Source organism: Brevundimonas sp. BR2-1 (genome assembly GCF_037626195.1).
Classification (GTDB): Bacteria; Pseudomonadota; Alphaproteobacteria; order Caulobacterales; family Caulobacteraceae; genus Brevundimonas.
Genome location: NZ_JARKMV010000002.1, coordinates 155334 through 170260, shown reverse-complemented (window position 1 = coordinate 170260; position 14927 = coordinate 155334). Strand labels below are relative to the sequence as shown.

The 14927-nt window shown below is 68.8% G+C and carries 3 protein-coding genes; 2 read left to right on the top strand and 1 reads right to left on the bottom strand.

Annotation, left to right across the window (positions count from 1 at the left end; all coding sequences use genetic code 11):
* Positions 1 to 97 precede the first annotated feature (97 nt).
* The gene (locus BrevBR_RS10350) at positions 98 to 1084 is read left to right on the top strand and encodes a helix-turn-helix domain-containing protein (RefSeq protein ID WP_340000886.1); all 987 of its coding nucleotides are present in this window, start codon (positions 98 to 100) and stop codon (positions 1082 to 1084) included.
* Between the two features lie 98 nt (positions 1085 to 1182).
* On the opposite strand, the gene BrevBR_RS10345 is transcribed toward BrevBR_RS10350, so the two are convergent.
* Complete coding sequence (locus BrevBR_RS10345) at positions 1183 to 1413, bottom strand: hypothetical protein (protein ID WP_332641412.1); 231 nt, start codon at positions 1411 to 1413, stop codon at positions 1183 to 1185.
* Positions 1414 to 1874: 461 nt separating this feature from the next.
* Between BrevBR_RS10345 and BrevBR_RS10340 the strand changes: the two genes are divergently transcribed.
* Complete coding sequence (locus BrevBR_RS10340; protein ID WP_340000885.1) at positions 1875 to 14819, top strand: hypothetical protein; 12945 nt, start codon at positions 1875 to 1877, stop codon at positions 14817 to 14819.
* The last annotated feature ends 108 nt before the right edge of the window (positions 14820 to 14927 follow it).

Here is a 14927-nt window from a genome sequence, read left to right as displayed (position 1 = left end):
GACGTTGCGGGCATCGGCATTTCTTGACGAACGTGGATCAATCAGACCATGTGTCCGCTGTCCGACACCTGAACCAGTTGAAGCGTTCCAGTACCGCATGTCCGAGCGTTTCAGTTTCAACAGTCAGACCCTCCCTGAGGAAGATGCGTTCGCGGCCTATGCGCTGTTGTACGACAACGGATCCGACGTCACCCGCGGCGCGGGAGCGTTTTGGGCCGAGGTCAGGGCCTGGCGTCTCGAGGGCCTGCTGCTGTTCGAGCGGCGCCTGTCAGGCGTGGTTCATTCGCGCGGGGCCCGCGCCGGCACCGACGGCTTCGATCACCTCGTGCTCAGCCTGGTGCTGTCCGGCCAGGTCGCGGGAGGACCGGAGAGCGGGTTCGACGTGGCCGTCGCCGGCGACATCTATGTGACCGACACCACCCGGCCCTCGCGGACCGAGTTTGTTTCGGCCCATGTGCTGACCGCCAGCGTCTCGAGAGAGATCATCGAGGCCGCGCGCGGAACGACCGCCGGCCTGCACGGCCGCATCCTGACGGCTCCGCGCAATCTGATGCTGGCCGATTTCCTCCAGTCCCTGGCCCGCAACGGCGATGCGATCGAGACGGAGGCCCAGCCGGGACTGTCCCGCGCCTTCATCCACATCCTGGCCTCGGTCGAGGACAAGGGCTTGCGCGCCAGCCATGAGGCGCGGAGGCGCGAATATCTTCGCCGGGATGCCGTCGAGCGAATGATCGATGAGAACCTGTCCGACACGGCCCTGTCGGTCGCGACCTTGAGCCGGGGCACGGGCATGTCCCGCTCGGCCCTGTATCGACTGTTCGAAGATCAGGGCGGGGTGGCGCGACTGATTCAGAGGCGGCGCCTGGATGGCGTCCGGCGGGGGCTCGACAACCGGGAGGAGACCGGCCTTTCGGACATGGCCCGGGCCTTCGGGTTCGCCGACGAATACCAGCTCGGCCGGTTGTTCCGCGAGGCCTACGAGGTTTCACCCCAGGCCTATCGCGACCGGGTTGCGGCGTCCCGGCGGGATGACCCCATCGACAGCCGCCGCCGATGGGCCGGCTGGATGGGCGAGGTTTCCTGACGGCCGTCAAAGAAAAGCGCGCAAAAGAAAACGGCGGCCCCGGAGGAGCCGCCGTTCCTGATTGATCTCGAGGCCGACGAAGCCGTCGGCCGGTCGATTTAGTCGCTTTCCGAGTCGTCGTCGGCGGCGGTCACGGCGGCGAAGGCCGCGATGGCCACAACAGCGAAGATCAGTCCGGGGGCGATCGAACCACCGAACTCGTCGGAGGCGCCGGCGGTGCTGCCCACGCGGTCGGCGACGCTCGGGGCGGCCGAAACCTGGTTGGCGGCGACGGCCTGGCCGGCGATCAGCAGGGCGCCGGTGGCGATTGCAGCAAGAGTTTTCTTCATGAGTCGGCTCCGTGATGATTTGACAGCGTCGGCCAACACAACACCACGCTGGAGCGTTGGTTGCAAGGCTAGGCTGCTATCTCCCACGTCTATTGCAGCGGCGCCACAGCTTACAACGGGCGAACGATGATTTTCGTTCGAACTGTGGCGTAGAAGGCTCAACTGCAAGTACGGACGCCTGGGTGTTTTCACATCCTTAAGTCTAAAATCGACCTTGCACTGTACAGTTTGGCAGGTGTTCCGTTCACCGACGCGGAGAGCAGAGAACCCTTGCGGGGACTGGAGAAATCCCCCCACAGGCGAGACGTCCCAAGATTGGGACGAACGCCGCTATATGAAGCGTTCCTTCGTTATGGTTGCCAATGTATTACCGCCCGTCGGAGTGGGAGACGTGTGCCTGCCTCTGCGCGTGATTTGTATTTGAGTGTCGGCGGCAGCCGGCCATTCGGGGTGGGTTCTACATGTCGGCTTCCAACAAGCGTCCCGTCGCGGGCTCGCGCTCGCCTGCTCGCTCGAAGGCCAGCGCCGATGCCTCGCGCCGGATGCGGATGGGCCTGCTGGGCTCCACGGCGCTGATCGCGGCGTCGCTGGCGGTGTCGCCGGCTTTCGCGCAAACCACGATCGCCAGCCCCGCCGGCGGCGGTGCGATCACCCGTACGGGCGGCAGTTCCACCACCGACGACCAGACGGGCGCGGGCGGCGGCGTCCTGATATCCAACGTCACCCAGTCCGCGGCGACCAGCGTCAACGGCGTGACCATCAACAACACGACAGGGTCTCCGACGACAGACGCCCTTCGCATTCTGGGCTCGACCAGCGGCCTCAACTCGACCGGCGTCACCCTGACCGGCGTGAACACGCTCACGACGACCGTCAACGGCGGCTCTGCGCTCTACATCTCGACCAACGCCAATATGGGCGCCTCGATCACGTCCAGCGGCTCGGTCTTCACCGGCAGCTACGGCATCAACCTGCAGGCTCTGGGCGGTTACGTATTCTTCGACGCCTCGAACCAGAGCCAGACGTTCATCGCGAACGGCACCCACATCGCGGGCTTCAACTCGATCACCGGAGTCAACGCCCAGATCATGCTCGGGTCGTCGACGTTCACGGGCTTCGACACCGGCATCAACGCCAGCAATTTCTACGGCAGCACCATCGAGATGACGGGCGGCTCGATCAACGCCCTGGTCACCGGCATCCGCGCCGACGCCACTGGCGGCGGCAGCAGCATCACCTCCCAGGCGGCCATCGTCGCCCCGACGGGGATTCATTCGACCAACACCAACGGAACCACGATCACCACCAGCGGCGCCGGCACGATCAACAGCACCGTGGCGGGAACCGGGACCGGAATCCTGGCGACCAGCTCGGGTGGAACGAACGCCATCGCCATCAATGTCGGCGCGGCCATCGGCAATGCGACCGCGCCGGCCATCGGCGTCTCCGCCACCACGACTGGCGGCTCCGGCGCCATCAACATCACCACGACCGCCGCGATCACGGCCACCAGCCGCGGCCTGGAGGTAGCGGGCGCCGCCGTCGGCACGACCGGCACGATCAATATCGGCGCCGACATCAGCGCCGCGACCGCGGTCTACACCAACATCGGTTCCTACACTGTCAACGTCGCCGCCGGCGTCAACATCAACAGCACGGCGAACTCGTCGGCCGGCCTTTACCTGGTCAACGGCACGATAAACGCGACCAACAACGGCACGATCGTCTCCACCGGCACCGGCACGGCGGCGGCGGGGGTCCGGTTCAGCAACCCGAACGGCACGCTGACGAACAGCGCCACCGGCTCGATCACCGGCCTCAACGGCGCCTACCTCCAGAACGGGCCGACGACGGTCACCAACGCCGGGACCATCACCGGAACCGGCGGACTTAACACGGCGGGCGTCCGTCTGGGCGGCGGCGGCTCCGTCAACAACTCCAACGCCATCAGCGGTTATGACGCCATCTGGAGCAGCTTCGGCGGAACCCTGACCAATTCGGGCACGCTCAGCGGCGTCGCCAACGGGGTGAACATCACGGGCGGCGCCGTGGCCCTGACCAATACGGGTACGATCAGCACAGTCGGCGGTACCGGCGGGGCTGGCCTCGCGGGCGTCGTGATCAACTCCACCTACGTGTTCGGCACGGGCACGATCACCAACAGTGGCGCGATCACCGGCGGCGGGGACGCGACCCACGGCTACGGCGTTGAAATCCTGGACGGGCTCATCACCCTGACCAACCAGTGGGGCGGGGCGATCACGGGCGGGCAGGGCGCCATTCTGCTCAGCAGCAACGAGCAGGCGACGCTCAATCTCGAGCTCGGCTCGACCGTCACCGGCGACATCGTTTCTGAAGACACCGGCGCCCGGGCCGTGACCGTCAACGGCGTCCTGACGGGCGACTTCGAGGGCGCGGCCGGCAGCGGCGTGGTGGCCTTCATTCTTGGATCGACCGGTTCGATTCAAGGCGTAACGCTCGGCGCCGGCAACGACATCTTCACCTACCAGGGCGGGACCTTCGCCGGCACGATCAGCGGCGGCACGGGCACGGACAGCCTTCTCGTCGATCTGGGCAGCACTGCGGTCAGCCGTTCCATCGACCTGGCCGACCTGTCGGACTTCGACACCTATCGTCTGGTCAGCGGCTCGCTGACGCTGACGGGCAGCCGCGACGGCGGCGCCGGCTGGCTGATCGACGGCGGCACGCCGACCTCGATGCGGCTGAGCGGCTCGCTGACCAATGTCGCGGGCTCGGCCTTCACCCTGACGACGGCGGACGCCCTGACGCTGAACCTCGGTTCGCAGGTCAGCGCCACCGGCCACGTCATCTATTCGGCGGTGAACGGCAACAACATCCAGAACGCCGGAACCATCACCTCGGGCAGCGGCGCCGTCTCGGGGATCAATATCGGCAGCGGCACGGTCGGCAACACCGGCACGATCACCTATTCGGGCGGCCTCATCACGGACGCCGGCTACGGCGTCAACACGACGACCAGCAATCTGACGCTGACCAACAGCGCCGCGGCCTCGATCACCGGCCGCTGGGCCGGCGTGCGCGCCGACGCCGGCGGCATCGTCACGAACACCGGCAGGATCCAGGGCGACCGCTTCGCCGGCGTCGAACTTGCCGGGGCGTCCACGGTCACCAACAACAGCGGCGGCGTCATCTATGGCGCGACCGGCGAAGGCGCGGGCGTGCTGATCAACAGCGGCAACGTCACGGTCACGAACAACAGCACCGGCCTGATCGTCGGGGGCGGCGCGGGCGGCGTCCAGAACCGCGGGGCGGGCACCGTCACGGTCAACAACAGCGGCATCCTCGGCGCCGGCTCGGTCGACGGCGCGGGCGCCTTCACCCAGGGCGGTTCCGGCTCGGCGGCCGTCGGCGCCGCGGGCATTCTCAACGTGAACAACCTGGTCGGAGGCTCGCTCACGGGCGCCCTCGCCGGGGTGCGCACCACGGGCGGCACGACCAACACCAGCAACGCCGGCACGATTTCGGCGGCTACGGCGGGCGGTTACGGCGTGGTTCTCGACGGCGGCTCCATGAGCCTGACGAACCTTTCGGGCGGCGACATCAGCGGCGCGCTCGGCTCGTTCCTCCTTGGCGGGACCGGCTCGGCGACCATCGATCTGCAGGCCGGGTCCACGGCCACGGGTTCGATCGTGGCGACCGGCTCGGGCACGCGCACACTCGTCCTGGCCGGCGCGCTCTCGGGCAACCTCGACGCCACCGGCAACAGCGGCGCCGTCAACCTGACCCTTAACACCAGCGCTACGGGCTACACCCTGCTGCACGCCGGTTCGGGCACGGACAGCCTGACCTTCAGCGGTTCGGGCTCGCGCAGCTTCAGCGTCGACAATCTGAGCGGCTGGGAAACCGGCTCGTTCACGGGCGGCTCCTGGACCCTGACCGGCACTGGCAACCAGAACAGCTTCACCTCCGGCGTGACGATCAACGGCGCGGCGCTGACGATCAGCAACACCCAGCAGTTCCAGGGCGCCACCGGCCTGACCTTGACCGGCAACGGCTCGATCACGACCACAGCGTCGCTGAGCAATACACGGACCCTCGCCATGACCGGCGCGGGCACGCTGAACGCCGCCTCCGGCCAGACGCTGACCCAGTCGGGCGTCGTCAGCGGCGCCGGCGTGCTGAGCCTCAGCGGGCTGGGCACGGTCCTTCTTTCCGGGAACAACACCTACACGGGCGGCACCGTCGTCAACTCGGGCATCCTGCGATTGGGCCACACCTCGGGCGCCGGCACGGGCGTGATCCGGATGATCGATCCGCAGATCGATTTCGCCGCGACCGGGACCTACAACAACCCCATCTCGCTGGAAGTGGTCGACGGCCAGCAGGCCGCCGATCCGACCATTCTCAACAACACCTCGGGCGGCGCCATCACCCTGGCCGGCCGCATCTACGAGACCACCGGCGTCGGCGGCGCGGGTCAGTACGTCACGTTCAACGGCGGCTCCATCACCCTGACGAACGGCCTCAACAGCTGGGCCGGCGTCACCCGGATCAACTCGGGCGCGACCCTGCTGGGCACGACCGCCTCGATCTCCGGGGCGAGCATCGTCAACAACGGCACGCTGACCTACCAGAACACCGCCGCCGGCACGGCCAGCCAGAACATCTCGGGCTCCGGCGCGATCAACATCAACGGCACGGACGTGACCCTGGCCGGCGCGATCACCACCACCGGCCAGCTGACCGTCAGCGGCCCGGGGTCCAGTCTGATCCTCGGCGGTTCGCGCAGCGGCGCCAGCAACACCGGCGTGTTCCTCAGCGCCACCGGCGGCAGTCTCACGGTCGCGAACGGCGCATCCTTGCAGAGCGGCCAATACAATGGCGTTCGCGTCACCGGCGCCAACGCCAGCGTGACCAACCTGGGCCTGATCCAGAACGCCGGCACGGGCGGCGACGGCGGCGTCGGCGCGGGCGTCTATATCCAGAACGGCGGCGCCGGCGGCACGACCACGATCAACAACGGCTCGCTCACCGACACGGGCGCGGGCTCGACGATCCAGGGCTTCAACGCCGGCATCCGGCACGAGAGCGGCTCGACCGACCTTCTGGTGATCAACAACTACGGCCTGATCGTCGGCGACGTCTGGAACGGTATCGAGAACACGGCCGGCGGCCTGACCGTCAATAACTTCGCGGGCGGCTACATCACGACGGCGGTGGGCAACGGCGTCGGCAGCGCCTCCAGCAGCGCGGTCAGCGTCACCAACGCCGGCACGATCGGCCGCAACATCGCGGGCACGGTCACGGTCGGCGGCTATGGCGTCAGCACCAGCGGCGTCCTGACGCTGAACAACCAGTCCGGCGGCGAGATCTATGGCACGCTGGGCGGGATCCAGACCAACGCGGCCAGCGCCAGCATCACCAACGGCGGAACGATCTCCGGCGCCCTGGGCGTGCTACTGAACGCGGGCGGCACGGTCGCCAACCAGGCCGGCGGCCTGATCCTGGCGACCGACGGCTACGGCGTCCGCGCCATCAGCGGCGGCCTGACCCTGACCAACGGCGGCGTGATCCGCTCGGTCGGCGGCGCGGGCGTGACGGCCACGGCGGTGAACACCAACGGCGTTTCGTCGCTCACCAACAATGCGGGCGGGGTGATCGCCGGCGCGTACAACGGCGCGACCCTCGCGGGCGGGGTCAACACTGTCATCAACAATGGCGTGATCGCTGGCGTCCAGAACGGCATCTCCGGTTCGGGCTTCGCCCACAGCATCACCAACAGCGGCGTGATTGTCGCCGGCGCTGTGACGGACGCGGCCACGTCGCTGGCCGGCGCGGATCGCAGCAGCGCTCCGACCAGCGCCACGGGGGTGACCCTGGTCAACGGCGGCACGGTGACCAACCTGGCCACCGGCGAGATCGCCGGCCGCGCCGCGGGCGTGCGCATGGTCAACGGCGGTACGGTCGTGAACGCGGGGCTGATCGACGCCAGTGGCGTTCTGGGCGCCGACGCCGGCGTACTGCTGGACGCCGGCGGCGTCGTCACCAACCAGCTCGGCGGAACCATCTCCGGCGCCCTGTTCGGCGTCCGGTCGTCGACCGGCGCGCTCACCCTCACCAACGCAGGCACGATCACAGGCGCCAGCGAAGGCGTGTCGTCGGTCGGCGCGCTGACGATGACGAACACCGGTTCCGTCAGCGCGACGTCCTTCGCGGGCGTGACCTTCCACGGCGCGGGCTCGCTGGACAACTACGGTTCAGTCACCGGCGGCGCCGGCTACTTTGGCGTCCAGAACAACAGCGCGAGCGGCACGACGACGATCATCAACCGGTCGGGCGGCGCGATCTCGGGCGGCACGGGTTCGATCCTGATCACCGGCGCCGGCGCCACCACGATCGATCTGCAGGCGGGATCGACCGCCACGGGCCAGATCATCGCCACATCGACCGGCACGAGAACCGTCACCGTCGCCGGCGTCCTGGACGGCGTCTACGACGGCGCCAACGGAGCCAACACCGGCGTCGACAACCTGACCCTGGCCAGCACGGGCTCGATGACCAGCGCCATCCTCGGCGCCGGAGCGGACAGCTTCATCTATCAGGGTGGATCGTTCAGCGGCTTCATCGACGCAGGAACGGGCACGGACAGCCTCATCTCGAACCTGGCCGGCGGCTCCGCTTCGCTGAACTTCAGCAATCTCGGCTTCTTCGAAACCTTCGCGCACCAGTCGGGCACGCTGACGACGACCGGAACCGGCATTTTCGCGGCCGGCGTCTCGGTCCAGGGCGGCGCCCTGATTGTCGACGGCGATCTGCTGGGCGCCGTCGGCGTCGCCAGCGGCGCCGCGCTGAGCGGCGGCGGCTCCATCGCGGGAGCGGTCACGGTCGCCGACGGCGGCGCCCTGATCGGCTCGCAGGGCGACACCCTGACCATGAGCTCGCTGTCCCTGGCGTCCGGTTCGACCATCAACGCCACCTTCAGCGGCGCGGGCGGTCCCGCCCTGTTCGCCGTGACCGGCGATCTGATCCTGGACGGCACGGTCAATATCGCCAGCACCGGCGCCTATGGTTTCGGCGTCTACGGCCTGATGACCTACGGCGGCGCCCTGACCGACAACGGTCTTGCGGTCGGCACGACCCCCGGCGGCGCCCAGCGCGTGTCGGTCCAGACCTCGGTCGCGGGTCAGATCAACATCGTCCACGCGCCGAACGAACTGCTGTTCTGGGATGGCGGAAACGGCGCCCAGCACGACAACGGCGCCGTCAACGGCGGCTCGGGTGTGTGGACGGCGGCGGGTTCGAACTGGACCGACGCCGGCGGCCTCTACAACGGCGCAATGGAACCCCAGCCCGGCTTCGCCATCTTCCAGGCCCCGGGCGGCACGGTCACCGTCGATGATGTGGACGGCCTCGTCAGCGTCACCGGCATGCAGTTCGCGGCCGACGGCTACCGGATCGAGGGCGACGCGATCACCCTCGCCGATCCCGCCACGGTCATCCGCGTCGGCGACGGCACGGCGCCCGGCGCCGGCTGGTCGGCGACCATCGCCTCGGCGCTGACCGGCGCCGGCGGTCTGGTCAAGACCGACCTGGGCACGCTGATCCTCGCGGGCGACAGCGACTATACTGGCGGAACGACCGTCGACGCCGGCACGCTGCAGATCGGCGACGGCGCGACGGCCGGCTCGATCGCCGGCCCTGTGGTGCTGGCCAACAGCTCGACGTTGGTCTTCTCCCGCAACGACAATCATGACTTCGCCAACGCCGTCAGCGGCGCGGGCTCGGTCGGCGTCAACGGCGTGGTGACCCTGAGCGGCGCCATCACCGCTTCGGGCGGCGTGGACGTCTACAGCGGCGGTGAAGCGACGGTCTCGAACGTGAACGTGGCTTCAGGCTCCGCCGTCCATCTCGCCGGGAACGCGCTCCTCACGGTCGCGTCGGGCGGTTCCGTCGTCAGCCAGAACGGAACCGGCGTCGAAAGCCTAGGGTCCTCGGTCTACAACTACGGCTCGATCCAGGGCACGGCTCAGGGCGTTCTGACCACGGGCGGCTCTGTCTGGAACTACGGGAGCGCGAGCGTCATCTCCGGCGGCACGGGCGTCAGCAGCACTACCGGCTTCGCTCTCAGCGTGTACAACGAGGGGACGATCACGGGCAGTCTGACCGCGGTCTCCTCGGTCGGAAACCTGACGCTGAACAATATCGCATCGGGAACGATGAGCGGTCAGTTCGCGATCAGCACGCTGGGCGACCTGAACATGGCCAACGCGGGCGCGATCAGCGCCTCGGTGACCAACTTCAACAACTCGGGCATCTACGCCGGCGGGACCGGCGCGATCTCGAACACGGGCACGATCACGTCGGGCACCAACGCCATCTACACCCAGGGCGCGGGCACGCTGACCAACAGCGGCCTGATCCAGGGCGGCGGAGCGGCGTCCACCGTACGGCTGTTCGGCGCCAACTCCAGCGTCACCAACCTGGCGGCCGGCGAGATCACGACGACCGGCACGGGTGTCGGCCTTTACCTGGATGGAATCAACGCGACCGTCATCAACTCGGGCACGATCAGCGGCGGCAACGCCGTGAACTTCGTCAGCGGCGGCGGCACGATCACCAACGACGGCATCCTGATCGGAACGGTCGGGTCGGGCATGGTCGGCAACGGCGTGACCACCGTCAACAATCTGGCGGGCGGTTCGATCACCGGCGCGACGAACGGCGTAAACTTCCTGACCGGCTCGGTCACGAACGCCGGGACGATCACCGGAACGACCGGTCAAGGCCTGCTGATGCAGGGCGGCGGCGCCGTCGCCAACACCGGCGTGATCACCGGCGGACAAAGCGGCGTGCGTTCGCTGGCCGCTCTGAACCTGACCAGCTCGGGCGCGATCTCCGGTTCGGTCAACGCCATCGAAAGCGTCGGCGCCTTCGACGACATCCTCACCTTGCAGGCCGGATCGACCACGACGGGCGCGGTCCTGACCGCGGCCGGAGCCGACAGCATCTCGCTGGGCGGCACGCTGGACGGCGCTCTCAACGCGGGCGACGGCGCCGACACGGTCACCCTGCTCGACACCGCCAGCTTCACCTCGACCATCGACGGCGCCGACGGCGCGGACGCCTTCGTGCTGGATGGTTCGGGCGTGGGCTCGCTGGATATCGGCCAGGTGCTCAACTTCGAAAGCCGCGCCAAGAACGGCGCGGGCGCATGGGTGCTGACCGGGACGGACGCATCGACGGCCGCATGGGCAGTCAACGCCGGCGTTCTGGCGGCCTCGGGCGGTTCGGCCATCAATGACGCGGCGTTCGTGAACATCGGCGCCGGCGGAACCCTGGCGTTGCTGAACGACGAAACCATCGGCGCGCTGACCGGGTCGGGCTTCGTCGATCTCGACGGCGGTCGTCTGACGCTGGCCGGGGCCGAAACGACCACTTACGACGGCGTCATCAGCGGCGCGGGCGGTCTGACCATCGGTTCCGCCTACGGGCTGACACTGACAGGCGCCAACACCGCGACCGGTGCGACGATTGTGAACGGCGTCCTCCGTCTGGGCGCCTCCGGCGTTCTCGCCGACGCTTCCGACCTGCTGATCAACACCGGCGGCGTGGTCGAGCTCCAGGGCTTCGACGAAACTGTGGACAGCGCCTTCATCAACGGCGTCCTCAACGGGCCGGGTACCTTGACCGCCGGCGTGTACGCGCTGGACGGCGGTTCGGTGCAGGCCAACCTCGGCGCGGGGCTTCTGGTCAACGTCGGCGGAACCTCGACGCTTGGCGGCACGTCGAATGCGGACCTGGTGGTCGTCGACGGCGGGACCCTGGCGCTGGGCGCCTCGGACCGGATCGTCGACACGGCCGATCTACAGGTTTCGGCGGGCGCCACCTTCGACCTCGGCGCCTACGACGACACGGTCAATGTGACCGAGATCAACGGCACGCTGGCCGGAACGGGAACCCTGACGGCGGTCCAGCATCAGCTGGACGGCGCGACGGTCAACGCCAACCTGGCCGGCGGTTCCGTCTATGTCGTCGGCGGCGCCTCGACCCTGAACGGCCTCTCAAGCGCCGATCTGCTGTCGGTGCTCAGCGGCTCGCTCACACTGGGCGGGTCCGACCGCATCGTGGACACGGCCACCCTCGAAGTCTCCAGCGGTGCGACGCTGAACATCGGCGGTTTCAATGAAGCGGTGGCCTTCGCGGGCCTGGCCGGAACCGTGAACGGCACGGGCACGCTGACGGCCGACGAGTACGATCTCGATGGCGCGACCATCAACGCCAACCTCGGCGCGGGCGATCTGCTGAATACGGGCGGCGTCTCGACGCTGAACGGAACAAGCGACGCCGGCCTCGTGTTCGTGGGCGCCGGGACGCTGACGCTGGGGGCTTCGGATCGTCTGGCCGACATGGCCACCGTCCTTGTGGCTTCGGGTGCGATCCTGGATCTCGGCGCCTTCGACGATACGGTCGATCTGGCCGTGCTGGGCGGCGCGCTGGACGGAACGGGTACGCTTACGGCGACCGATTATCTGCTGGTCGACGCGACGGTGAACGCCAACCTCGGCGCGGGCGTGATGTACAGCCTCGGCGTCTCAACGCTGAACGGGACGGCGGCGGCGGACGATGTGCTGGTTGACGACGGCGTCCTGACCCTGGGCGCAGCGAACCGTCTGGCGGACAACGCCCTGGTGACGGTCTCGACGGGCGCGGCCCTGAACCTCGGCGCCTTTGACGAGACGATCGACCTGCTGGCGCTGAACGGCGCGCTCAACGGCACGGGCACGCTGACCGCCGGCGAGTACAGTCTCGACGGCGCGACCGTCAACGCCAACCTCGGCGCGGGCAATCTGTTCAACGTCGGCGGTGTTTCGACGCTGAACGGCCTGAGCGGCGCCGGGCTGGTCTCTGTGCAGGGCGGCACGCTGACGCTGGGCGCTTCGGATCGTCTGGCTGACATGGCCACGGTCCTGGTCGCTTCAGGCGCGACCCTGGATCTCGGCGCCTTCAACGACACCGTCGATCTGGCGCTGCTGAACGGCACGCTGGCCGGCACGGGGACGCTGACGGCGGGCCAGTACCAGTTGAGCGGCGCGACGGTGGACGCCAACCTCGGGGCCGGCGACCTGTTCAACACCGGCGGCGTTTCGACGCTGACGGGGACGAGCGCCGCCGCCAATGTGGTGGTGCAGGCCGGAACGCTGGCTCTGGGCGCCTCGAACCGTCTGGCCGATACGGCCACGGTCCTGGTCGCTTCGGGTTCGACGCTGGACCTGAACGCCTTCAACGACACGGTCGGCCTGGCCGTCGTCAACGGCGTACTGGCCGGAACCGGAACGCTGACCGCGGCCCAGTACCAGCTGAACGCGGCGACGGTGAACGCCAACCTCGGCGCCGGAACCCTGTTCAACCTGGGCGGGGTCTCGACCCTGACCGGGACGGCGGGCGGCGAGCAGGTGTCGATCAACGCCGGCACGCTGCGGCTGGGGGCCGATGAGCGCCTGTCCGACGCGGCGATCGTGTCGGTGGCCTCGGGCGCGACCTTCCATGTCAACGGCTTCAACGAGCGCATCGGCGCCCTGTTCGGGACCGGCGACGTCAACGTCGGCGCGGGCCGCCTGACCTTCGGCGGCGTCGAGTCCGGCTTCGGCGGACGCCTGTCGGGCACGGGCTCGCTGGTTCACACCGGCGGCCTGTTCACACTGACCGGCGATCACACGATCGCCTCGATCAGCAACATTGGCGGCGAGCTGCGCTTCGCGGGCACGACCACCGGGGGCATCTCGGCCTCGGGCGGCAGCGTCACCGGCGCAGGCACGATCGGCGGCGCCCTGACGGCCTCCAACGGCGCGATCCTGTCGCCCGGCCTGGCGGGCCTGCAGAACGGCATCGGCGGCTTCACCGCCGGCGGCCTGACGCTGAACGGCGGAATCCTGGCCATCGACGTGCTGGGAACCTCGGGCGGCAACCTGATCGACCAGCTGCGCATCAACGGCACGGCGACCCTGACCGGCGGCCTTCTGGCCCCGACCTTCCAGGGCGCGGCGGCGACGGACTTCAACTTCTCCACTCGCTACCTGTTCCTGCAGGCCAACAACCTGGTGGGGACCTTCGCCAACGGCGGAACCTTCACCGCAGCGGCCCAGGAAGGCCTGTTCTGGCGGGTGCGCTATGACCTGAGCCCGAACGCGGCGGTGCTGGAACTGCGCGAGCTGACTGATTTCGATCCTGGCGCGACCGGAACGGGGAACCAGCGCGGTGTCGGCCAGGCCCTGTCGGGCGGCCAGCTGGCGGCCTCGGACGACTGGGCGGCCATTCTGAGCCTGATCGCCGGCCTGAACGCCGCCGATCGCGCCGCGGCCTTCGACAGCATCAGCGGCGAACCGCTGGCGGACGTCACCACCTCGATGTTCAGCGCCAACGACACCTTCCTGACCGCCGTGCGCGATGGCGGGATGGGTGGTCGCAACGACGGCGGCGAGGCCCTGAACTTCGTCGACAGCCTGAGCTTCGCCGGCGGCCGCGAGAACAGCGCCGACCGTCTGGGCGACGTCCTCGGCGCCTTCGATCCGTCCGCCTCGACGGAACGCGGCGCCGGCGGCTGGGTCTCGGCCTGGTCCGGCGATCAGACGCTGGACGGCAAGCCGGGACAGGCCAGGGTCGAAAGCAGCCTGAACGGCTTCGCGGGCGGCTACGGAATCCGCAACGGCTCCATGAGCATCGGCGGCGCCGGCGGGGTCACCCGTCTGGAAGGCGATGTCGTGGCGCGTCGGGGCCACTACGAAAGCGATCTGTCGCACGCGGCAGGCTATGTCGCCTTTGACGACGGCGTCTGGGCGGCTGACCTGTCGGCCTCGTTCTACGGCGGTGATCTGGACACCCGCCGCGGGATCACGGTCGGCGCCTTCAGCGGCACGGCCAGCGGCAATACCCACGTCGAGGGCCAGGCGCTGTCGGCCAGCGTGGCGCGCCGCTTCCAGGTGTCGGACACCGGCATGATCGCCCTGGGCGCCATCGGCACGGCGTCCAACGCCTCGGTCGACGGCTATACCGAAACCGGCGCCGGCGGCCTGTCGCTGCAGGCCTCGGGTCAGGAGCGTGACTGGCAGTCGCTGCAGCTCACCGCCCGCGCGACGCAGGACTATCGCGTCAACGGCCAGGGCTTCCGCATCTACGGCGGGGCCGGCGTCATGGCCATCGCGGGCGACCGTCAGGCCACCGGCGACATGCGCTTCACCGGCGCGCCGGTCGGCTTCGGGACCTTCACCGTCGAGGGCGCCGAAGCCCCGCCGATGGCCGGTCTCGTCGACTTCGGCCTTGAGGTCGGCGCCGGCGAGGGCGTCACCGTTTCAGCCGGCTACCGCGGCCTGTTCAGCGAACGCCTCCAGGACAACCAGATCGGCGTCAAGCTGAACGTCAGCTGGTAAGCCTCACGGCGGCGCCTCCGTCCGAATGGGCGGAGGCGTCGGCCGTCGCCCGAACCTTGTGTGCGGTCCCGCGACGGGCGATGGATTGTGTCCATGCCGGGCGCGTTC